General features: G+C 57.5%; 24 protein-coding genes. 19 read left to right on the plus strand and 5 right to left on the minus strand.

The genetic code is table 11. The features are described 5' to 3' along the window. Positions 1 to 638 precede the first annotated feature (638 nt). Positions 639 to 914, plus strand: a complete 276-nt coding sequence (locus tag H8790_RS03150; RefSeq protein WP_187333569.1) for a hypothetical protein — start codon at positions 639 to 641, stop codon at positions 912 to 914. 225 nt (positions 915 to 1,139) lie between these two features. Here the strand turns inward: H8790_RS03150 and H8790_RS03155 are convergent, their stop codons facing one another. Together H8790_RS03155 and H8790_RS03160 are read right to left on the minus strand one after the other, a co-directional pair. Beyond that, positions 1,140 to 1,943, minus strand: a complete 804-nt coding sequence (locus H8790_RS03155) for a helix-turn-helix domain-containing protein (protein WP_187333570.1) — start codon at positions 1,941 to 1,943, stop codon at positions 1,140 to 1,142. A gap of 21 nt (positions 1,944 to 1,964) precedes the next feature. Continuing rightward, on the minus strand, positions 1,965 to 2,378 hold the full coding sequence (locus H8790_RS03160; protein WP_121586103.1) for a DUF3795 domain-containing protein: 414 nt from the start codon (positions 2,376 to 2,378) through the stop codon (positions 1,965 to 1,967). A gap of 341 nt (positions 2,379 to 2,719) precedes the next feature. Here H8790_RS03160 and H8790_RS03165 point away from each other — a divergent pair, with 341 nt between their 5' ends. The 4 genes from H8790_RS03165 (at position 2,720) to H8790_RS03180 (ending at position 6,109) form a co-directional block, all read left to right on the plus strand. Beyond that, on the plus strand, positions 2,720 to 3,142 hold the full coding sequence (locus tag H8790_RS03165) for a cysteine-rich VLP domain-containing protein (protein WP_243107400.1): 423 nt from the start codon (positions 2,720 to 2,722) through the stop codon (positions 3,140 to 3,142). A gap of 120 nt (positions 3,143 to 3,262) precedes the next feature. Continuing rightward, the gene (gene mobV, locus H8790_RS03170) at positions 3,263 to 4,204 is read left to right on the plus strand and encodes a MobV family relaxase (protein WP_187333571.1); all 942 of its coding nucleotides are present in this window, start codon (positions 3,263 to 3,265) and stop codon (positions 4,202 to 4,204) included. Between the two features lie 51 nt (positions 4,205 to 4,255). Further along, positions 4,256 to 4,387, plus strand: coding sequence for a transposon-encoded TnpW family protein (locus H8790_RS03175; RefSeq protein WP_121586105.1), 132 nt, complete (start codon positions 4,256 to 4,258; stop codon positions 4,385 to 4,387). An 87-nt stretch (positions 4,388 to 4,474) separates the two neighbouring features. Continuing rightward, positions 4,475 to 6,109 (plus strand): DUF4368 domain-containing protein, encoded by a 1,635-nt coding sequence (locus H8790_RS03180; RefSeq protein WP_187333572.1) that lies wholly within the window; start codon positions 4,475 to 4,477, stop codon positions 6,107 to 6,109. 72 nt (positions 6,110 to 6,181) lie between these two features. Here the strand turns inward: H8790_RS03180 and H8790_RS03185 are convergent, their stop codons facing one another. Further along, a complete protein-coding gene (locus H8790_RS03185) occupies positions 6,182 to 7,438 on the minus strand; it encodes a diaminopimelate decarboxylase (protein WP_187333573.1) in 1,257 nt (418 codons plus the stop codon). A 349-nt stretch (positions 7,439 to 7,787) separates the two neighbouring features. Between H8790_RS03185 and yedF the strand changes: the two genes are divergently transcribed. Genes yedF through H8790_RS03205 form a run of 4 tightly spaced genes read left to right on the plus strand, consistent with a single transcriptional unit; the run spans position 7,788 to position 9,959 of the window. Then, positions 7,788 to 8,399 (plus strand): sulfurtransferase-like selenium metabolism protein YedF, encoded by a 612-nt coding sequence (gene yedF, locus H8790_RS03190; protein WP_187333574.1) that lies wholly within the window; start codon positions 7,788 to 7,790, stop codon positions 8,397 to 8,399. Further along, the gene (locus H8790_RS03195) at positions 8,396 to 9,526 is read left to right on the plus strand and encodes an aminotransferase class V-fold PLP-dependent enzyme (protein WP_187333575.1); all 1,131 of its coding nucleotides are present in this window, start codon (positions 8,396 to 8,398) and stop codon (positions 9,524 to 9,526) included. Before yedF ends, H8790_RS03195 begins: the two co-directional genes overlap by 4 nt. 2 nt (positions 9,527 to 9,528) lie before the next feature. Continuing rightward, entirely contained in the window at positions 9,529 to 9,765 is a 237-nt protein-coding gene (locus H8790_RS03200; RefSeq protein WP_187333576.1) for a DUF3343 domain-containing protein, read from the plus strand. A 14-nt stretch (positions 9,766 to 9,779) separates the two neighbouring features. Beyond that, a complete protein-coding gene (locus H8790_RS03205) occupies positions 9,780 to 9,959 on the plus strand; it encodes a DUF6472 family protein (RefSeq protein ID WP_187333577.1) in 180 nt (59 codons plus the stop codon). Positions 9,960 to 10,053: 94 nt separating this feature from the next. Here the strand turns inward: H8790_RS03205 and H8790_RS03210 are convergent, their stop codons facing one another. Further along, positions 10,054 to 11,691, minus strand: a complete 1,638-nt coding sequence (locus H8790_RS03210; RefSeq protein ID WP_009258891.1) for a recombinase family protein — start codon at positions 11,689 to 11,691, stop codon at positions 10,054 to 10,056. Positions 11,692 to 11,711: 20 nt separating this feature from the next. Next, positions 11,712 to 11,951 carry a hypothetical protein gene (locus tag H8790_RS03215; RefSeq protein WP_009258892.1) on the minus strand — a complete coding sequence of 80 codons (240 nt, stop codon included), beginning with the start codon at positions 11,949 to 11,951 and terminating at the stop codon, positions 11,712 to 11,714. 281 nt (positions 11,952 to 12,232) lie between these two features. Between H8790_RS03215 and H8790_RS03220 the strand changes: the two genes are divergently transcribed. The 10 genes from H8790_RS03220 (at position 12,233) to H8790_RS03265 (ending at position 22,225) form a co-directional block, all read left to right on the plus strand. Beyond that, positions 12,233 to 12,610, plus strand: a complete 378-nt coding sequence (locus tag H8790_RS03220) for a helix-turn-helix domain-containing protein (RefSeq protein ID WP_009258893.1) — start codon at positions 12,233 to 12,235, stop codon at positions 12,608 to 12,610. A gap of 16 nt (positions 12,611 to 12,626) precedes the next feature. After that, positions 12,627 to 13,226: an ImmA/IrrE family metallo-endopeptidase gene (locus tag H8790_RS03225; RefSeq protein WP_009258894.1), complete on the plus strand. Its 600-nt coding sequence runs from the start codon at positions 12,627 to 12,629 to the stop codon at positions 13,224 to 13,226. Positions 13,227 to 13,280: 54 nt separating this feature from the next. Next, positions 13,281 to 13,481 carry a hypothetical protein gene (locus H8790_RS03230; protein WP_009258895.1) on the plus strand — a complete coding sequence of 67 codons (201 nt, stop codon included), beginning with the start codon at positions 13,281 to 13,283 and terminating at the stop codon, positions 13,479 to 13,481. A gap of 251 nt (positions 13,482 to 13,732) precedes the next feature. Beyond that, positions 13,733 to 14,227: an AsnC family protein gene (locus H8790_RS03235; RefSeq protein ID WP_009258896.1), complete on the plus strand. Its 495-nt coding sequence runs from the start codon at positions 13,733 to 13,735 to the stop codon at positions 14,225 to 14,227. A 401-nt stretch (positions 14,228 to 14,628) separates the two neighbouring features. Continuing rightward, on the plus strand, positions 14,629 to 16,560 hold the full coding sequence (locus tag H8790_RS03240; protein WP_009258897.1) for an ATP-dependent DNA helicase: 1,932 nt from the start codon (positions 14,629 to 14,631) through the stop codon (positions 16,558 to 16,560). Between the two features lie 113 nt (positions 16,561 to 16,673). Further along, positions 16,674 to 17,105: a hypothetical protein gene (locus tag H8790_RS03245; protein ID WP_070103425.1), complete on the plus strand. Its 432-nt coding sequence runs from the start codon at positions 16,674 to 16,676 to the stop codon at positions 17,103 to 17,105. Continuing rightward, on the plus strand, positions 17,092 to 17,415 hold the full coding sequence (locus tag H8790_RS03250; protein WP_009258899.1) for a hypothetical protein: 324 nt from the start codon (positions 17,092 to 17,094) through the stop codon (positions 17,413 to 17,415). The genes H8790_RS03245 and H8790_RS03250 overlap by 14 nt, the downstream gene beginning before the upstream one ends. 120 nt (positions 17,416 to 17,535) lie before the next feature. Beyond that, positions 17,536 to 18,429 carry a DUF3991 and toprim domain-containing protein gene (locus tag H8790_RS03255; protein ID WP_148337871.1) on the plus strand — a complete coding sequence of 298 codons (894 nt, stop codon included), beginning with the start codon at positions 17,536 to 17,538 and terminating at the stop codon, positions 18,427 to 18,429. A gap of 61 nt (positions 18,430 to 18,490) precedes the next feature. After that, positions 18,491 to 21,760 (plus strand): S-layer homology domain-containing protein, encoded by a 3,270-nt coding sequence (locus tag H8790_RS03260; RefSeq protein ID WP_226928278.1) that lies wholly within the window; start codon positions 18,491 to 18,493, stop codon positions 21,758 to 21,760. A gap of 90 nt (positions 21,761 to 21,850) precedes the next feature. Further along, positions 21,851 to 22,225 (plus strand): single-stranded DNA-binding protein, encoded by a 375-nt coding sequence (locus H8790_RS03265; RefSeq protein WP_009258902.1) that lies wholly within the window; start codon positions 21,851 to 21,853, stop codon positions 22,223 to 22,225. The last annotated feature ends 3 nt before the right edge of the window (positions 22,226 to 22,228 follow it).

Consider the following 22,228-nt stretch of genomic DNA (forward strand, 5'->3'; position numbering starts at 1 on the left):
GTTTCCAAAGGGGCACCCTTTGGCACACGACTTTGCGTAGCAAAGTGTAGTGTGTTATACGCTCTGTCTGCGTTGCCGTTTCAAACGCCGTTGCCGCCGTGGAGGGCAAGGGCGTTTGAAACGGCAGGAAAACAGGGCTGTGCTTGCGGGGCAACGCCGCAAGCGCAGGGCTGGTTTCATCAGCAGACAGGGCGTATATAAAAGCCCCCCGTCCCTCGTCCGCTTCCTAACTTGTGGACAAAATGTCCCGAAGTTTGGCCACACTCCCGGAAAAGTAGCAGGACAGCAGGCAACCGTCAAGGCTGAAATAAACGGGCTTGCGCCCGGCCTTGACTGCCGCCCGCCGTCCCGCTGAAAGGGTAGACAAGGCGGACAATCCCATACTGTGCTTGTCGGCAGACTATCAATTTTACCGGAAGTAAATCTTTTTCAAAATGGCATAGGGCAGGAAAGCCACAAGGGGGCTTTCCTGCCTTGATTACCCATTAGCAAAGACGGGCGAGACTGTCAACGGCGGCGCTGTAAGCGCCGTTCATCTTGACCGTTGACTGGCTCGCTCGTCTTTGCTATTTCCCTAAGGGTGCGTCTTATGCCAAGAAGGCGTAATAAATCAGTTCGACAAACTGGAAGTTGCTGAGGTGGATTATACTTATTTTGTCCGCAATTTACATCTGATTGCAGATATTAATTTACGCAAAAGGATACCAATAGAAGCTCCAAGTAAACCAACCAAAACAATTGAAGGTATAACAAGCCCTGCGGCAGCTATTTTTTCTGTTATTGAATGGCCTGATACAACTGGAATAAATAAATATGGAATGCTTATTGTTGGGGCAATACATATTGAAGCAAATAATCGCTCAGTAAAAAGTCCATATAGCAAAGATAACATCATCAATCCGAAAGGTACATAGACAAACATCATACCCATAAGAATATCCGTTTTATCTCCGGGCATTGTAAGCAACCCAATGTATGGTAGCAAATAAAACAAGGCCGTACAAATCACAGCGAATACAATGTTGTATACGGTGGTTTTTTTTCTATTCTTCATTCACACCACCTCACTGAAGTAAAAATATCTTAGCTCGCCAAATTCCAATTTGTCAAGTACGCCTTATCCGCCTAAGGCGTACTTGTTATTTTCTTTTTCCCCGTTGCGGCACATAACTTTTCGCCAGTTCGGATTTTTGGACAATCCGGGTCAGCCATTGTTTTTCTTCCTCTGTCAGCTTGTTATAGCGCAGCTTTGTCTGCTTGCAGAACACCATCAGCAGTTGTTCCGCCCGACTGCCCTTGAATCTCGCCACTTCCTCCAAATCCCGCTTGAGTTCGTCCACAATAGTATTCTCCGGGGCGCTGTCGCTTCTGCCCCTGTGGGCTTCCCGTATGTCCTCCATGATAGCGTCTATGTCATGATGTACCCGGCTGCTGAAATAGTCGCCCTCCCGCACATGGGCGGCTTGCAGCACACCGGCGGTCTTGTCATGCTCCCCCGGCTGGTACTTCTCCACGATTTCAGCCCTCGCCACGTCTACCCATGCGTTCAAGTTCTGTATCTGTGTTGCGGCGATACCCTCCACATAAATCTGTATATCGGCCAGCAGCTTCACAAAATCCGGGTGCGCCGCCAGCTCACAAAGCAGTGCGGTGTCAATGCGACCGCTTTTCAGCAGGTCTATCATCTCGTCACTCAAACGCAGGTCTGCAAGATCGGCGTTTGGGTGACTTTTTGTTTCCGTCAGCCCCAGCAGGTAGTCGGCGGTCATGCCATAGAACTTTGCCAGCTTGATAAGGGCATAGTGGCTGATGTCCTTAAAGTCGTCCGCTTCATAGCTGCCCAGCGCGGACTTGGAAAGCCCGGTCTGCTCCGCAAGCTGCTCCAGCGTCAGGCCGCGCTCCACACGCAGGTCTTTTAGTCGTTCTTGTATTGTCAACGCCAATCTGCACACCTCCTCTAATGCTTATTTCATGCTTTCTTGGCACTCGCTGCACTCTCTGTCATGGATAGAAATGATACCCCCGCATTTTGGGCAAGTATATTTCTCTTTCTGCTGTTCCATGAACCTTTCCAAACCGTGTTGACGAACAAACTCGCTATTCTCCATAAGGCTTGCCTGATACCTTTTGTTGTAGCTTTTTTCGAGGTTTTTTATCAGCTTGCATGGATAGTCGGGACACTCAAAACAATAGGATAGCCCTTTGCCCTTGATACAATCTTTTATCTTGCATTTGCGGCAGTGTTCCGGCTTTCCCATATCACTGTTTAAGCAACCTGCACACGGCTTTTTATGATAACAATGTTTATAGCAGACCAAACAGTTCATGCCGCAGGAGGCAAACATGGCCGTATCAATTTTTTCAGTTGGCATTTTCATGGCTCGTCCTCCTTGTCAGCTTACTGTTCCTTTCATTTTACCACAAATCCGAGAGCGTGGAAATAGTGCGTTTTCCAGTCAGATTTCCAACCTTTCGGATATACGGGATGGGCGGTCAAAAAAGTGTAGACTTGTGTTAGTTCATCGATGGACAATCACAAGTGAATGACCGTCCGAAAGAGATATTACCGACTGGGGAAGTACCGCCATAACGCCGCAACTTGTGGACAAAATGTCCAGAAGTCACTTCGGGCCAAGTTGGCCCGAAGCAGGTCAGCGTACCAACGCCGGGACACGCCGCCGGGAGGGGGCAGGAATGGCTTTCGGGAGAACGGCAGAATATGAAAAAAGCGGAGGAACGCATGAGCAAAAAACTACCAGAGATAGAGCGCACACCGGGCGGCGGCTTGCCCCGTATGACCCCGGCACAGCGCAAACGGGCAAACGCCCTTATTCGCAAAACCTGCTGTAATTACAACGGCGGCAACTGCCTATTGCTGGACGATGGGGAGGAATGTGTCTGCCCCCAGACCATTTCCTATTCCGTCTGCTGTAAGTGGTTCCGCTGGGCGGTGCTGCCGCAGGACAAGGCGCTGGAAGCGGGGATATTTCGCAGCGCCAGCGTAAAGCGGTGCGCCGAGTGCGGGGCGGCTTTCGTCCCCCGTTCCAACCGGGCCAAATACTGCCCAGAGTGCGCCGCAAGGGTACATAGGCGGCAGAAGAACGCCAGCGACAGAAAACGCCGCAGGAACACGGACAAATAAGGGCCAACAAAAGCCCATAAATCAAGGACTTTAAGGGCCTGTCTGGGGCGGGGCTGTATGTTTGTATGCCCCGCCCCCGAAACAGCCCCCGAAATGTCCGCAGGAGGGAGGATTGATAGATTGCCGCAATACGCAATTCTGCGATTTGCAAAACACAAGGGCAACCCGGCAAGGCCGTTGGAAGCCCATCACGAAAGGCAGAAAGAAAAGTATTCCAGCAACCCGGATATTGACACGACAAAGAGCAAGTACAATTTCCATATCGTCAAGCCGGAGGGCAGGTATTACCATTTTATCCAAAACCGCATTGAACAGGCCGGATGCCGCACCCGCAAGGACAGCACCCGATTTGTAGATACCCTCATAACCGCCAGCCCGGAGTTTTTCAAGGGCAAGTCTCCAAAGGAGATACAGGCATTTTTCCAACGTGCGGCTGACTTCCTTATCCAGCGGGTAGGCCGAGAGAATATCGTGTCGGCGGTGGTGCATATGGACGAGCACACACCCCATATGCACTTGACCTTTGTGCCGCTGACGAAAGATAATCGTTTGTGCGCCAAAGAGATTTTAGGCAACCGGGCCAGCCTTTCCAGATGGCAGGACGATTTTCATGCCTACATGGTGGAGAAGTACTCCGACTTGGAGCGCGGGGAGAGCGCCAACAAGACAGGCCGCAAGCATATCCCCACTCGCCTATTCAAACAGGCGGTTTCCCTCTCCAAACAGGCAAAATCCATTGAAGCGGCGCTGGACGGCATTAACCCGCTGAACGCCGGAAAGAAGAAAGAGGAGGCCATCGCCCTGCTGAAAAAGTGGTTTCCGCAGATGGAGAGTTTCAGCGGGCAACTAAAAAAGTACAAGGTCACGATTACTGACCTGCTGGAAGAAAACAAGAAACTGGAAGCAAGGGCAAGGGCCGGGGAAAGCGGCAAGCTGAAAGACCGCATGGAACGGGCGAAACTGGAAAGCGAATTACATAATATCCAGCGGCTTGTGGAGCGGATTCCCCCGGACGTGCTGACGGAACTGCAACGTCAACAGCATGATAGAAAGGAAAGGTGACAGCCTATCAATCAAAGTCAAACTGCAAACAACGCACCCCGGAAAAAATCTGTGCCGCCCGTCACGCTGGAACGGCGGATCGGCGGCACTACCTATATCGTTTCCTCCCGGTTCAATGAGCAGGCAAAGGAGGATATGGTCGCTAAAGTCAAGCGGCTCATTATGAGCGACAGCGGCCAGTAACATCCTTGCCACGGACAGCCGGACACGGTATAATATAACCATACATTACCGTTTATCCGGCTGTCCCCCATAAAGGAGGACACGACTATGAACAGACAGCCAGACATGATTACCGCTTTGTATTGCAGGCTTTCCCGTGATGATGAACTGCAAGGCGATAGCAACAGTATTGTAAATCAGAAAGAGATTTTACGGAGGTACGCCGAAGAAAACCATTTCCCCAACCCCCGGTTTTTCGTGGACGATGGGTATTCCGGCACGAACTTTGACCGTCCCGCCTATCAGGAAATGATGGAACTGGTGGAGGACGGCGTGGTGGAAGCCATCATTGTGAAAGACCACTCCCGGCTGGGCCGGAACCGCCTTGTGATTGGACAGCTTTTAGAGGAGATTTTGGAGGAACACAACGTCCGCTATATCGCTGTAACGGACAACATTGATTCCCTCAAAGGGCTGGACGATATGGTAGCGGTGCGGGATTTGTTCAACGAATGGTACGCGAAGGACACCAGCAAGAAAATTCGGGCCGTGTGGCGGGCAAAAAGCAGCGCCGGGAAACGGCTGTGCAACAATCCCCCCTATGGGTACAGGAAAGACCCGGAGGACAAGGAAAATTGGCTGGTGGACGAGGAAGCCGCAAAGGTGGTGCGGGAGATTTTCAGCCTTTGTATTGCCGGGCTTGGGCCGTTGCAGATTGCAAAGCGTCTGCGGAAAGAACAGGTGCTGAACCCCACCGCCTACCGGGAAGCCCACGGGCTGACTGTGGGCAATCCTACGCCCGCTGACCCGTACCATTGGGACAACAAGGCGGTTGCCGCCATTCTGGAACGTATGGAATACTTGGGGCATACGGTGAACTTCAAAAGCACGAAGAAGTCCTACAAGAGCAAGAAGCGTATCAAGAACCCGCCGGAAAAATGGCAGGTGATTCCCGACACCCACCCCGCCATTATCGAACAGGCCCAATGGGACAGGGTGCAGGAGTTGCGGAAGAACAAACGCCGCCCCACAAAGACGGGCAAGCACAATATGTTTTCCGGGCTGGTGGAGTGCGCCGACTGCGGGGCAAAGCTGTATTACTGCACCACCAACTACTTTGAGGAACGGCAAGACCACTTTGTATGCTCCAACTACAAGAGCAACACGGGGACTTGCTCGGCCCACTTTATCAGGGCCGTGGTTCTGGAAAAGCTGGTGCTGGAACACCTTCAAAGGACAATCCAGTATGTGCGGGAATACGAAAGCGAGTTTGTTCAGTCTATGGGGGAGAAATCGGCGGCAGACCGCCGCAAGGAAATCTCCACAAAGCGCAGGGGACTGTCGCAGGCCCAGCGGCGCATGGAGGAACTGGACAGACTTTTCCAGCGGCTCTATGAGGACAATGTTTCCGGGAAAATCTCTGACGAACGGTTTACAAAGCTGTCCGGCGGCTATGAAGCCGAACAGAAAGAGTTACAAGAAAAGGTTGCTATCCTGCAAGCGGAATTGACGGGGCAGGAGGAACAGGCCATGAACCTTGACCGCTTCCTCTCAATCGTCAAGAAGTACACCGAGATAGAAAAACTGACGCCCACCATCTTGAATGAATTTGTGGAAAAAATCATCGTCCACGCCCCGGACAAGAGTACCGGGAAACGGGTGCAGCAGGTGGAAATCAGCTATAACTGTATCGGTGTGATTGAACTACCGGACACCAACGAAACGGACAGCAAAACGGCATAGCCAAAATGACTATGCCGCTCGCTGTGACAATACTTCTTTATTGGAGACCGCATTGCGGTCTCCCTCTTTTTTTTACCATACGACGGTGGCAAAGTAATCGTCCGGCGTCTCCGCCCGGCGGATCAGTTCCACGCTGCCGTCCTCACGGAGCAGCAGCTCCGCCGAGCGCAGCTTGCCGTTGTAGTTATACCCCATGGAGAATCCATGTGCGCCGGTATCATGAATCACCAACAGATCGCCTAAGTCCACTTTTGGAAGCATCCGGTCAATGGCGAACTTGTCATTGTTTTCGCAAAGGGACCCCACCACATCATACTTGTGGTCGCAGGGCAGCTGCTCCTTGCCCATGACGGTGATGTGGTGATAGGCGCCGTACATGGCGGGCCGCATCAGGTTGACGGCGCATGCATCCACGCCCACGTAGTCCTTGTAGGTGTGCTTTTCATGCACAGCGGTGGTAACCAGGTGGCCGTAGGGCCCCAGCATAAACCGGCCCAACTCCGTGCACAGGGCCACATCCCCCATGCCGGCGGGGACCAGGAGCTCCTCATAGGCCCTGCGGACGCCTTCGCCGATGAGGTCAATGTCTCCGGCGGGCTCCTCGGGACGGTAGGGGATGCCGATGCCTCCGGAGAGGTTGATGAACGTGATGCGGCATCCGGTCTCCTCCTTCAGCTCCACCGCCAGCTGGAACAGAATGCGGGCCAGGGTGGGGTAGTACTCGTTGGAGAGGGTGTTGGAGGCCAGGAAGGCATGGATGCCGAATTCCTGGGCGCCTAACTCCTTCAGGCGGCAGAAGGCCTGTCCAATCTGGGAGCGGGTCATGCCGTATTTGGCGTCACCGGGGTTGTCCATCACCTGGAAGTCCTCATGGCTTTTCCCAACGGTGAACATGCCGCCGGGGTTGAAGCGGCAGCTGATTTTTTGGGGGACATACCCCAGGGTATTCTTTAAAAAGTCCACATGGGTGATGTCGTCCAGGTTGATGATGGCGCCCATCCGAGCCGCCATCTCAAACTCCTCAGCCGGAGTGTCGTTGGAGGAGAACATGACGTCCTCTCCCCGAACGCCGCACCCCTTGGCCAGCATCAGCTCAGTCAAAGAGGAGCAGTCCAGGCCGCAGCCCTCCTCGTGGAGGAGCTTTAATATCTTGGGAGTGGGCGTGGCCTTGACGGCAAAGTATTCCCGGAAGCCGGGATTCCATGCGAAGGCACGTTTCAAACGGCGGGCATTTTCCCGGATGCCTTTCTCGTCGTAAATGTGGAAAGGTGTGGGGTAGCGCTCCGCAATGGAGCGCAGCTGCTCGGCGGTGACAAACGGTGTCTTCATGGCAATTCCTCTTTCTTCTTGCCTCTTTCCGTAGGGAAGGAGGGAAATCCTACTTATTTTAAGAGAAAAGAGCACCGCTGTCAAGTGAATGCTGAAACAGCAGGGACCAAGCCGCCTTGCACATTGATTTTAGCGGTCCGATCTGCTAAGATAAAAACAGGGAATTGAGTCGAATTCCCGCTGTGGAATCCCGCGCGCCCGCCTCTTTGAAGGCAATTGCCCAAATGGGATTTTTATTGATTGTTTGAATGATAAACAGGTTATGATCGAAAATTGGCGTTGGAAATTTGGCTGGACGCGCACTATACTGGAAATGAAAACGATCCCACGAACAGGAGGACGATGATACATGGAAAAGATAGTTGTAAACGCAATTGGTGAGCAGTGCCCCATTCCCGTGGTCAAGGCCACAAAGGCCCTCAAAGCCATGAAGGAGGCAGGCGAACTGGAGGTCCATGTGGACAACGATATCGCTGTGCAGAACCTCAATCGCATGGCTGCAAAATTTGGCTGCAAAATGCGCTCGGAGAAGCAGGATGAAAAGCACTATGTGGTGACGCTGGATGTGGTCAATCCGGTGGCGGAGAGCGCTGCGGAGGAAGAGGAGATCGTCTGCGCGCCCAACGCCCTGGGCGCTTTCGTGGTGGCTGTGGACAGCAGCGTCATGGGCCGGGGCAGCGACGAGCTGGGCAAGACGCTGATGAAGGGCTTCCTCTATGCGCTCAGCCAGTTGGAGCAGCTGCCCAGGACGATTCTCTTTTATAACGGTGGCGCGCACCTGACCGCCGAGGGCTCCGACTCCCTGGAGGACCTGCGGAACATGGAGGCCATGGGCGTGGAGATACTCACCTGCGGCACCTGCGCAAACTTTTACCAGCTGACTCCCGTGGTGGGCGGAGTCACCAACATGTACACCATTGTGGAGAAGCTGACCGCCGCAGCTAAAGTGGTCAAGCCGTGATCTACTTGGACAACGCAGCCACTACGCTGCATAAACCGCCCTGCGTCATCGACGCGGTGACGGCGGCCATGTCCTCCATGGGCAACAGCGCCCGTGGAGCCTATGGCAGTGCCTTAACCGCCTCCCGCACCATTTTCGAAACCAGGGAGAAGCTGGCTCGCCTCTTTGGCTGCGAGCAGCCGGATCACGTCTGTTTTACTGCAAATTCCACGGAGGCACTGAACATCGCCATCGCCGGGCTCTTTGGCCCCGGGGATCATGTCATCTCCACAGACCTGGAGCACAACTCCGTCCTGCGGCCGCTGTACCGCCTGGAGCATCAGGGCGGGAAGGTGAGCTTTGTCCCTGCCGACCGTGCCGGCCGGATCGACTATGATGCGTTTGAGGCCCTGATCCGGCCCAATACGAAAGGGATAGTCTGCACCCATGGCTCCAACCTGACCGGAGACCTGGTGGATATCCGCCGCGTGGGGAGGATTGCCCACGACCACGGCCTGGTCTTTGTGGTGGATGCCTCCCAGACCGCGGGCGTGTTCCCCATAGGATTGGAAGATGCGGACGTCATCTGCTTTACCGGCCACAAGAGCCTGATGGGGCCCCAGGGTACCGGCGGGCTCTGCCTGCGTGATGGGGTGGAGATCCGCCCATGGAAGGCCGGCGGCACCGGCATCCAGACCTACAACCCGGATCAGCCGGAAGAGTACCCCACCCGATTGGAGGCGGGTACGCTGAACGGCCACGGGATCGCGGGCCTGGGCGCTGCGCTGGACTACATTGTGGAGACCGGACTTGAGGTGATCTGCGAGTATGAGCAGGGGCTGATGCGACGGTTTTATGAACAGGTGTCCCAGGTGAAGGACGTGTGGATCTGCGGGAACTTTGACGCAAAGCTGCGCGCGCCCATCGTCTCATTGAACATCGGCGATTATGACTCCTCCCAGGTTTCTGACGAGCTCTCCGAGCGCTGGGGAATCGCCACCCGTCCCGGCGCCCACTGCGCGCCCCGGCTGCACCGGGCCCTTGGCACCCAGGACCAGGGGCTGGTCCGGTTCAGTTTTGCCTGGTTCAACACCGAGGAGGAAGTCGACACAGCGGCCCGGGCTGTCCGGACCCTGGCGGAGGAATAAGGATGCGGGAAAAGACGTTGAAGCTGATCGTCACCTTCCACACCACCGTGGGCGCCATGGCCATGGAAAAATGGTGTAAGGAAGAGGGCGTCCCAGGCCGGCTGATTCCTGTTCCCCGGGCGATCAGCGCCGGGTGCGGCATGTGCTGGATGGCGCGGCCGGAGGATCGCATCCAGGTGGAGCGGGTTGTGGCGTCCCACGGCCTGGATGTGGACGGCACCTATGAGCTGATGCTGTAGAAGGAGAGGATACCTTGGCGGGAAGATCGAAATGCGAGGACTGCTTTCACTATGATTATGATGAGGAGCTGGACTCCTACGTCTGCGAGATGGACCTGGATGAGGATGAAATGGCCAGATTCCTTCAGGCGGAGGTGGACCGCTGCCCATATTATCAGCCTGGCGACGACTACACCCTGGCCAGGAGGCAGTGAAAAAAGAGCGCGGATGGTTAGGTCCGGCCTGACAGGGACAACTACAAATTTTAAGGATAGGCAGGTGTTGCATTGGCAGCACCTGCCTGTTCCTTTACGCACTTTTCGTGATGTTCATATTCCCAATCACGCCAATATCCGTGTAATGGATTTCCACCGTTTGGCTGGCGTGTTTGGACCACTTCACATCCTTCTCATGCACCACGATTTTCTCAATAAACAGCCGCAGCAACTCCGGCGTCAGCTTCTGAATGTCTGTGTAGCGTTTGGCCCTGGCAATGAAGTTGTCTGCGCCGGACACCGTGGCCTTCAGTTTGGCGACCTCCCGCTCCTTTTGCGGGATGGCAGTTTTCAACTGCTCCTGCTCCGCCACATAACTGGCGGAGAGGGTCTGGAACTGCTCCGTGGTGATGCGGCCCAGTACGCTGTCCTCATACAGTCGCTTGAAGATGGCCTCCAATTCCGCCTCGCGCTTTTTCATCCCTGAAAGTTCCAACTCCTGCCTGCGGATCTCCCGCCGCAGTTCAGCGGACTGCCGGTCACAGATATAGGCGGCGAACTCCTGCGTATGCTCCCGCGCCATCGCCGTCACCCTGCGGATGTCCTCCAGCACAATCTCGTCGAGGACACACTCCCGAATGTAGTGGGCCGTGCAGACCTCAGACCCTGCTTTCTTATAGGTTCGGCAGGTGAAATTGTTTTGCGTTGGTTTCATGGTGCGCGCCCTATGCAGGACCATTGTGGAACCGCAGTCGGCACAGATGACGAGGCCGGAATACTTGTTGAGTTCCTCCATCTTTGTGGGGCGCTTCCGGTTTTGCCGGACCCGCTGGACGATATCCCAAACCTCCCGCGTGATCAGCGCCGGATGGGTCCCCTCAAACACCAGACACTCCTCCCTGGGATGCTGCACATACCGCTTGTCCTTATAGGATTTTGTGGTGAACTTCATGTTGACCGTGTTCCCAAGGTAGGTTTCATTCTCCAGGATGTTGGCGATGGTGCTGTCGGACCAGTTATAGGGCTGGGACAGATCGAGGCAGGTATGGCCGGATCCCAACTTGCGGTAGGTGTAGACCGCCGGACAAAGCACGTTTTCGGCTCTCAACTGTTTAGCAATCTGACTCGGGCCGCGGCCGGCAGCGCAGAGGGCAAAAATGCGACGCACCACAGCGGCGGCCTCCTCATCAACAACGAGTTTGCCCTTGGCATTCTCATCCTTTTTGTAGCCGTAGGGTGCCCGTGTTCCCAGGCGCTCCCCGCGCTGAGCCTTGGCCCGCTGTACCGCCCGGATCTTCCGGCTGGTGTCCCGCACGAACCACTCGTTGAACAGGTTTTTGAAGGGCATCAGGTCGTTGCTCTCGGCGTTTTCCGTGTCCACATTGTCGTTGATGGCGATGTAGCGGACGCCGAACTGCGGGAACCGCTCCTCGATGTACAGCCCTGTGTGCAACTGGTTTCGCCCCAGACGGCTGAGATCCTTGGTGATGATGATCCCGATTTTCCCGTCCTCCATGTCGGACATCATGCGCTGGAAATCCGGTCGGTTGAAACTGGCCCCGGAGTATCCGTCGTCCACATAGAATTGGATGTTGGGAAAGCGGTGGTCAATGGCATACTGCTCTAATATTCTCTTTTGGTTTTGGATGCTGTTGGACTCCCCGTCCAGACCGTCGTCCTGGCTCAGGCGGCAGTACAGGGCGGTGATTTTCCCTTGGTTTGACTGACTCATAAAAGCCTCCTTCTCTCCAGTCAAACCGTCCAGAGTTTGTGTGATGTTACCTCTGACGGGGCGGTTTGTCCACCCCTTTCCGCAACTGTGTGGGAATTTTTGAGATCCATGTCAATGAGCGTTTTGAGTTTGTCCTCCGGCGAGCAGGCGCCGTCCGCGGGGAACACGGAAACCACATGAATCAGCCGTCCGTGGCTCAGCTGGTCGCGCTCGGCCACAACTTTTTCCACCCGGCCGGGCATGGGAATAACTTTGGGCATTGCGTCCCTCCTCTACAAAATGTGAGGGGCCAGGAAACGGCATATCGGGTCCGGCAGCGTTGCCAAACCCGGTCCCGCCTTACGTTTATGCCCGAAAAGAAAAATCCCCTTCATCCACCTCCCGAAAAACAGGGCAAGTGAATACCCATATTAAGAAAAGGCACGAGGTGTTCCATAAAAGGAGCACCTCGCGTTTGGCCTCTTGCGGCATGAGATGGAGGCGTGTATACTAAGCGTAGCCGTTCTCGAAAAAGAGAACACAGAATAGGAGGCACGCCATAATGGAGCAGACATTCGGCAGTTATGTGCGGGAAAAGCGGATGGCCCGCGGACTGTCCCTGCGCGGTTTGGCGGCGAAACTGGAGGTATCCCCGGTCTACATGAGCAACATGGAGAATGACCGAAGGCCGGCTCCCACCAAGGAGAAGATGGACCGCCTCATTGAGATCCTGGGGCTATGCCAGGCAGACACGGAACTGCTGTTGGATCTGGCCGCCAAATCTAAAACGCAACGGGTGTCCGCGGACCTGCCGGAGTACATCATGGAACGGGATATCGTCCGGGCCGCCCTGCGGACAGCCAAGGAAGTGGACGCCACAGACGAGGAATGGCAGGAGTTTATAGACCGCATCACCCAGCGGCAGAAACCGGGAAACTGAAATAGGAGGCAGGCACATGCGGAAGTATTATACCGAGCAGACGATGGAGAGCATCGCCCGGCGTGTGCTGGATGCCTACGATGAGCGCCTCTACCGGGGGCAGCCCCGCGCCATCCCCATCGAGGACCTCATCGAGCGCCACGGACTGACGCTGGAGTTCCAGTACCTCCGCAAAAATGGCCGGATCCTAGGGAAAACCGTTTTTGACACCGGCCTGGAGGCCGTGTACGACATGGAACTGGGCGAGTATACCCTGTTCCCGGTGAAAGCCGGCACGATCCTCATAGATGCCTCGCTGTGTGAAGAAGAAACCAGCACCGGCCGCCTGCGATTTACCGAGGCCCACGAACTGTCCCACTGGATCCTGCACAAGGGGCTGTACACAGGCACCGGGGAGAGCGCGGCGCTGCAGCCTGCCGTCAGGGAAACCAGTATGGAGATCCAGGCGAATATGCTTGGGTCCGCCCTGCTCATGCCCATGCCAATGGTCAAGCGGTGTTTCTACCAAATGCGGTCCGGTCGGGATAATCAGGCCATTGTTCAGGCCATGTCGGAGGTGTTTCAGGTATCCCGCCAGGCCATGCGGATCCGGCTCACCAACCACCATCTGCTGTAAAATTTTTTACTGTGGTGTTCTCAAAATTGAGAACACTTTGGAAGGAGGAACGCCATGCAACAAGTGAAAAGAACCCATGCGGTGCGCTGCCCTGTGTGCGGTAAAGGGCGCGTCATTGATGCCGCAGCCGACGTGGATCCGGGGCGCCTGCACCTCTACGGCCCGGAGCATGCGGACAAGGCGGAGCTGTTCTCCAAATGTCCAAAGTGCGGGCTGCAGATTGGCATCTCCTTTGAAAAGGCAGGACATTCCTAAAAGCAAATAAAATATAGAGTATCGACCTCGTCAAGTGCACCAACCGCCCGCATCAGCAGCGGGATCCACCGTGTTCGGAGCCTTACAGGCAGCAGTTCTGCTGTGCTGTAAGGCTCTTTTTTGCGCTTTTCCGCGGCAGAACAGCGGAAAGGCACGAAATGCGGAACGCCTGGCAGCCCTACATAGCAAAGTACCCGTGATCCCCAACTCAGAAGTTTCCCCTAAAAAATCTGAGATTGGAGATCACGACTATGGAAAAATGGCAGGAAAATCGCAACTACAGAAAAATCAGGGACGAGAATGGAACTGTCATCGCCAACATCATCACCGTGGATGGTAGGGATGTGGCGGTCACAGAGGACGTATTCGCGGCGTATGCCCAGATGGACCGGCGGGAGCGGTATCTCAGCGAGGATCTGCCCACTGGCAAGGTCCTCTCCATGGAACAGCTGGCAGAGGACGGCGTTTTGCCGGACTATGTGGGCGCGGAAACGGCGCCCAGCGCCGAGGACTGCGTCCTTGCACGGGAGTCGGAACGGGAGCGGGAAGAACTGACCAGCCTGCTGCTGGCGGCGCTTATCGCCTTGGAGGACCGGGACAGGCAGCTCATCACCGCGCTGTTTTATGACCGCCTCTCCACCAGAGAATACGCCCGGCGAATCGGCGTGACCCAGCGGGCCGTCATCAAGCGCAGGGACCGGATCCTGCGGGACATGAAAAAATATTTTGAAAAATTTGCGGCGTGAGGGTATTCACCCAGCCCCTTTTTCGGGAGGACAGCGAAAGGGGGAAATACCTCCCCCTTCGCTGCTCCTTGAAAAGTGCATACCAGCAATGCGGGTAACACGCAGCCGTACCCACCCCACAGCGCGCGCCAAGACCCGGCCCCAGCGGCCGGCGAGCGATCCAGCCTGCGGTCGGCCCTGGCAGGCCGGACAAGAGATGGAACGGCTCGAATAATGACACACCAAGCACGGCCTGCGCGTAAGACAGGCGGCGCTGCTCCGGGATTGAAAGCAGTAGAGATCCCGGAAATATGCCCGTGAGGCCCCGGCCAGGGGCCTGCCCGCATTGTTCCCGAACCCATCGGGGGGGCGAGTGCGAATACGATGGGAACACGAAAAAAGATAAAAGGACGGAAGTATCCATGAAGAAATATACCCATGAAAAGGCCCATGAGGAAATCGACTATATTTTTAAAACCCTATTGCCTCAGAGGGGCATGGCGGAGCGGCCGGAACAGATCCGGCTGTGTCACAGCATCCTGGACGCCATGCTGGACGGCAGCATCGCCCTGTGCGACGCGGGGACCGGCATCGGCAAGACCTTCGCCTACCTGACCGCCGGCATCCTGCATGGCAAGTGCCGGGCGGCAGAGGGTAAACCGCAGCGTCCTATCCTGATCTCCACCTCCAGCATCGCGCTGCAGAGCGCCATCCAGAAGGAGTACCTGCCCCTGCTGTCCAGCGTGCTGCTGTCCGAGGGGCTGATCTCCGCGCCCATTGAGGCGGTCATCCGCAAGGGCAAGGCTCACTACGCCTGCGACGCCCGGCTGGAACGGCGGGTCCGTCAGGTGGAGGGCAGCCATAAGAATCCCGCCGCCCGCCAAGCCCTGCACACCGCCTGGCATGTGCTGGATCTGGACCAGCTGTCCGGGATGAGCAGTTATGACCGGGGGCGGATCTGCGTTCCCAAGCGGTGTAATTGCCGGCGGAAGGACTGCCGATACCGCTGTTTCCTGGACGCCTGCCAGAGCGGGCAGTACACGGTTCAGATCTGCAACCACAACCTCCTGCTGGCGGACCTCATCCACCGCAGCCAAAAGAAAAAGCCCCTCCTGCCGGACAGCGCGGCCATCATCATAGACGAGGCCCACAAGCTGCCGGAAACCGCACGGCAGATGTTCGGCGTAACGCTGAATGCCCAGGACTTTGCGGAGCTGATCCGCAGCCTGCATGTGGAGCGGTATGTCCTCGCGGCGGAACTGCTGTCCGAGGCCGTGGAGCCGCTGGCGGAGAAACTGTCGCTCCCGGTGGAGGAAGGGGCCGGATTTGACGCCTACCAGATGTTCCTGGAGCGGCCGCATCAGGTCCTGACGGTGATCTGCCGGCAGCTGGAGGGCCTGCTGACCAGGGAAACCTGGCGCCTGCTGTCCGCCGTCGCCTCCACAGTATCCCTCTTTTACCTGGGGAATCCCGAGATGATCTTCTACGCGGCAGACGACGACCACGGCGGGGCCATGCTGTGCGGCACGGTGTCGGAACTGGCCGCGCAGCTCCAGGCCACGCTCTGGCGGCAGGAACAGCCCATTGTCCTGACCTCCGGCACCCTTGCCGTTGGGAAGGATTTCAGCCGGTTCCGCACCGCCGCCGGCCTGACAGGGGAACGGCCCGTGACGGAAACTGTGTGTCCGTCACCCTTTGACTATCAGCACAACTGCCTCCTCTATCTTCCCCCGGACCCGATCCCGCTGGACGCGGCGGACTACTACGACCGGCTGGCCGCACAGATCCGGCAGCTGGCGGCGGCATCCCACGGCCACGCCCTGGTGCTGTTCACTTCCTACTTCGCCATGTCGGCGGTCAAGGAACGGCTGCAGGCCGCGGCGCTGCCCTTCCCTGTATTTACGATGGGCAAACGCCCGGCCCTCACCCTGGCGGCATTTCGCGCCGCTCCCGGCAGTATCCTGCTGGCCACCGGCGCGGCGTGGGAGGGGCTGGACTTCGCTGGCGACGGCGTGTCCATGCTCATCATCCCATGCCTGCCCTTCGCCTACCCGGACGCTGTAAAAGAAAAAGAGCGGGAGGACTACCCGAACCTGCGGGAGTTCCTGCGCTCCGTCGTTGTCCCGGAAATGCAGATCAAACTGCGGCAGGGCTTTGGCCGGGCCATCCGCACAGAAACGGACACCTGCGTTGTCGCTGTGCTGGATCCCCGCGCCGCCCGCGGCCGGAGATATTTCCAGAGCATGGCAGAGGCCCTGCCGGGGATGCCGGTGACGGGCAGCCTGCGGGCCGTGGAACATTTCTACCGTGCCCACAAGGACGCCGGCTATTTCCGGCTCCCCAACGCAGGATGAAATTGTTGCCTTTGCTGCGTCTGTTCGCCATTCCTTGGTGGTGTTGGTAATGGCTTTCGTGATGCTTTCCGGCTATACTTGCGTTGCAAATCAAGAAAAGGAGGCAGTCAGACATGGAGCAGACCAAGGGCCTCTCATGCCAAATCCCGGAATCCCTGCATGCCAGGGTGACGGCGGAGCGCGTCGCGGCAAACCAGTCCCTCAGCGAGTACATCACGGGACTACTTACCAACTACTATGAAAATGGAGGAAAAAAAGACATGGCACAGACAAGGACAATGGCATTTCAAATCAGTGAGGACCTGTTCCAGCGGATCAAGGACTATCTGGCCCACGAGAATGAGCGCCAGGGCCGGAAAGTGACCCAGAAGGAGTTCGTGATTGGGCTGATCGAGGACGCTCTGGAGCGGTGGGAGCAGGAAACAGCGGATGCCGATCCCGGCGCACCAACTGACACGCTGGATCCCATAGATGAGCCGGCAGACAGCGCCCCGTCCTGGGAGGCTGAAGAAACGGAAGGAGGAGCCAAGAATGTGGCAGAATGAACTGGAGGCCATGATTGCGGCCGGCGGAGCGCCCTGCAGGGCTTGCGGCCAGCGGATGCTGAAAGCGGACGGCTGCACCTGGACCCATGTGAAATGCGGCAACCGGTACTACCGCCGCATTAAGTACGGCGAGGATGGCATGGCGCATGGCGATGCCCGCTGCCACGATTGCGGCGCCAGGCCTGGGCATTACCACCATGTGGGGTGTGATGCGGAGCGGTGCCCGGTGTGCGGAGGGCAGCTCATCAGCTGCGACTGCGACATCTCCGAGTATGTGGAGCGGCCACCCAGGAAGAGAACAACCAAGTAAATCAGGATCCCAGAACCGCCCGGAGCGCCCGACAGGGACGTTCCGGGCGGTCTGTTTCACAAGAGAACCGGAGGTGAGAAAACGTCGGAACAGAGAGCCAATCGTTTCACAGAACAGGAGTTGGAGATTGCCCGTGGGACGGACCTGCCGGACCTGCTGGCGTCTCTCGGCTACACCGTGACGCGGATAGGCCGCTACTACTCCACCAAGGAGATGGACAGCCTGCGGATCAAGAACCGCCGCACCTGGTATCGCTACTCCGAGAGAGTGGGCGGGGATGCCATCACCTTCCTACAGCATTTTTGCGGCAGAAGTTTCCCGGAGGCGGTGGAGGATCTGCTGGCATTCCACGGCCGCGCCAGGGACGCCCCCGCGGAGCGGAGCAGGCAAACTGAGCAGGCGCCGGAACCGCCGAAACCGTTTGCATTGCCGCCCAGGCACACCGATGCCCGCCGAGTGTACGCCTACCTGAAAAAGCGCGGGGTTTCTCCCCAGATTATTCGGAGTTTTATTTCCGCAGGACTGCTGTATGAGGACTCCGAGCATCACAACTGCGTGTTCGTAGGGTATGACAGGGACGGCAAGGCTGCCTTCGCCAGCCTGCGGGGCACCTACGACCGGGACGGCAGCGGTTTCAAGGGCGACGCCGCCGGCAGCGACAAATCCATCGGTTTCCGACTGCCGTATGCCCCGGACAGCAGGACCGTGTATGTGTTCGAGGCACCTATCGACCTCATGAGTTACTGCACTTTGCACCGGGAGTTCCACAGCAATGCACTTGCCCTGTGCTGCCTGGATGACCGCGCCCTGTCGGTGTTTCTTCGGGAGCATCCCACAGTGCGGAAGGTTGTCCTGTGCCTGGATCACGACCGCCCCGGCCAGGAGGCCGCGGAGCGCATGGGCCGGAAATACGCGGCGGAGGGATATGTCGTGCAGACGCTGTCCCCTCCCTCCCGGAAGGACTGGAACGCCTATCTGACCTTTGTGCAGCAGTTCCGGGAAAGGGGGCGGTGACCAAGTAAACGAAAATAAAAACCTGAACCAGCAATTTCTACACAAAAGGAGGAAAGAACGCTTGAAAAGCAAGACAACCAGGCATGGCCTGAAGCGCATGACGGCCCTGCTGCTGGCCGTGGTTCTGTGCGTCGGCATGGTGCCCACCGCCTTTGCCGCCCAGCAGGACAGTTACCACGACCCCGCTGAGAACTGGCAGGAGGCCAACAACCGCACCAACGAACTGGACGCCAACGCCACCGTGACCCACGAAACCTTTAACTGCAAAGTCTGCAAGCAGCAGACTTCCTTTATCGTGTTCCGCACCCCGGAATATACCAGGGATGGCCAGACGGCCATGAGCCGGAATGTGAAATACTCGGACGGCACCTTTGTAGATGGTTCCGGCAAGGGTTCCATTCTGGACGGCGTACCGGGACAGGACGCCTATTACACGGCTTATCACTGGACCAAAGCCGTGTGTGAAACCTGCGGCAGCATCAACACCAACATGGCCAAGACGGACTACGGCTACCTGAAGAACGTCTATTGGCTCTACGATTGCGCGAACAATTTTTTCGAGGAACTGCCGGAAACCCAGACCATTGAGCAAGCGGACAGCGAGTATCACCGCGTCATCACCACCAGCGGCGAATACTGCGGGTTCTGCTACGGCACATTCAAGGAGGAAAATTCCACGTTGGAGCGTCACCACATGGAGAATGCCATCCGGCCCGAGTTGGCCCATGACCGCTTTGTGGAGATGGATACCTGCGCCGACTGCGGCTATGCTGAAACTTCCTACACCGCCGCCAAGGCCGTCATTGCGGACTACTTCGGCGTGGTGGACGGCCAGCCCCACACCGTCACCGTGTCGGACTTGTCCGAGGCCGGCGTGACCACCGCTATCCGCTACGGCCACAGCGCAGATGCCTGCACCCTGACCAGCGCACCCAACTACACCGAGGCGGGGGATTACCCGGTTTACTACGAGATCACCTACACCTACCACGACACGGACATGGTGGAGGACGGTGTGGCGTATGTCCATCTCAGGGATGAAACCACCACCGAGGACGGCTCCTGCTCCTGCGGCTGCGGCAATCCTGACTGCGGCTGCCAGGATCCGGACTGTGACGGCTGCTGCTGTGACGACAAGGGCTGCGGCGAGAACCACAACTGGACACTGCTGGATAGCGTAGACCCCACCTGCCTGACCCTGGGCTATGACCGCTATCTGTGCGTGGACTGCGGCATGATTGAAAAGCGGGACTATGAGGCCGCGCTGGGCCACGCCTATCAGAGTGTGGTCATCCGGGACGCCACCTGTGAAGTCCCCGGTAAGACCATTGACATCTGTGAGCGGTGCGGCAATGTGAAAGAAACCGACCTGCCTCAGACCGAGCATGAGTTCTCCACCACCGTCATTCCGGCAACCTGTACCAGCCCTGGCTACACCCTGCGGGAGTGTACCGTCTGTGGGGAGCGCCACATCGAGGACATCACCGCCGCGCTGCCTCACAACTATGTAAGCAAGACCACCCCGGCCACCTGTGAGGGCGGCGGGCGCACCCTCCATATCTGCGAGGGCTGCGGCAGTTCGTTCATCACCGACTACACCGACCCGCTGGGGCATAGTTGGGACGAAGGCAAGGAGATCACCGGGGCCACCTGCACCGGCGAGGGCATGACCGAGTACACCTGCGTCCGCTGCGGAGCCACCCGTCTGGAGGGCGACGAGGCCGCGGGCCATATCCCCGGCGACCCGGCCACCTGCACCGATCCTCAACTCTGCACCCGCTGCGGCGCCGTCATTGAGAACGCTTTGGGCCATGACTATGCCGAGGAAGTGACCGAGCCGACCTGCACCGAGATGGGCTACACCACCTATACCTGCACCCGCTGCGGCGACGCCTACAAGGGCGACTACACCGAGGCGGCAGGCCATAAGCCCGGCGACTGGATCATCGACAAGGAGCCTACCACCGACAGCGAGGGCAGCAAGCACAGGGAGTGCGAGGTCTGCGGTGAGAAGTTAGAGGAAGAAACCATTGAGAAGATCTACAATCAGGCCACTACGGACAGTAAGGGCGAGGCCGTTGTGGGCGGCTATCTGGTAATTGTCACGGATACCGACACTAAAGACCCCGTTTCCAATGCTATTGTCACTCTCCATGCGGACGATACCCTGTCCATCCGTCTCCCCAATTCCCGCCAGCTGGACTATGCCGACCAGACTACCGTGACTGTCCTGCTCACCAAGGATAAGAGCGCCGTGGAGGGTATGTTCGTTACTATGACTGACAAGCACGATAACTACTGTGCCGGTAACACTGACAGCAATGGGCAGGTCACTGTTCCCGGCACCAGCGGCAAGACCAATGAGGACGGCAATACCACCGTTGGCTGGGAGGACGAGGACGGCGACCGCTGGACACTGACCGTCACTGTAGAGGACTACGAAACCGGACGCCCCATCGAGGACGCGGAAGTATCCATCGGCAAGGGCGGCAATATTACCGTCACCCTGCCGGACGGAACCGATATGGATGAGGATAACCGCATCACCGTCACGGTCACGGACAATGAGCGCGACCCCCAGGAGGGTGTGACGGTTATCGTCAAGGGTGATCTGGGCCAGAGTGAGCGCGGAGAAACCGACGAGGACGGCAAACTCACCGTCCCCGCTGTCACAGAAACTGAGTACCACGGGGCCTATATCTATGGCTACACAGACGGCACCTTTGGCCCGGAGCGCAGCATGAGCCGGAGCGAGGCCGCAGCCATCTTTGCCCGCCTGCTCTCTGACCGGCTGGACGAGCGCATCCCCAGCGGAAATAATGTGAAGTTCAAGGATATTGACCCGGATATGTGGTATGCGGGCTATGTGGAATATCTCACTGGCTACGGCGTGGCCGTGGGCTACAATGACCGCACCTACCGGGGTGATAAGGCCATCACCCGCGCCGAGTTTACCGCTATGGCGGCGCGGTTCTTTGATGTGTACGGCGATGGAGCCGAGGAAATCATGGAGCAGTACGAGGGCTTTGACGATGTGAGCGACGGCTACTGGGCTGCTGAGTATATCAAGGACGCCGCCATCCACGGCTGGGTAGAGGGCTACGGCGACGGCACCTTCCGGGCCGACGATCCCATTGACCGGGCGGAAGTCGTCACCATTGTCAACCGCCTGCTGGGCCGCGAGGCTGACGAGGACTATATTGCCGATAATCACCGCCGTCTGGTGATGTTCCCCGACGTGTCCTCCCGCCATTGGGCCTACTACAACGTGCTGGAGGCCGCCAACGCCCACACCGCCATCCTCACCGCCCCTGAAACCTGGGACAAGTGATCCAACCGCTGTGCCGCGGCCCCACTGTGGGCCGCGGCGCTTTTATCCCACAATTCACTCTACATTAAATAAAGAAGGAGAAATGCACCTATGCTGAAGATCGTAGCAATCGGAAACCTGACAAACGATGTGGAACTGAAGGTCCATGAGGCCACCGGCAAGCCCTATGCCATCCTGCGGATCGCCTCGGACCGCCGCTACCGGGACAAGGACGGCAACCGCCTGACGGATTTCATCTCCATTAAGGTCCGCGGCCCGCTGGCGGAACGCTGCGCGGAGTTTGCATGGAAGGGCTGCAAGTTGGCCGCCTCCGGCGACTTTGAAACCATCACCTTCGCGGACGAGCCGGAGCGTCAGCCCGGTTTCCTCATCAAAGCCACGGAGGTGGAGTTCCTGTCTCCCCGCCGCGTGGAGGAAAGCGCCGTGTCCATGCCTGCGGACGGTATGGATGAGGCTGCGGCCTGAGCG

The organism is Oscillibacter hominis (assembly GCF_014334055.1).
Taxonomy (GTDB): Bacteria; Bacillota; Clostridia; order Oscillospirales; family Oscillospiraceae; genus Oscillibacter; species Oscillibacter hominis.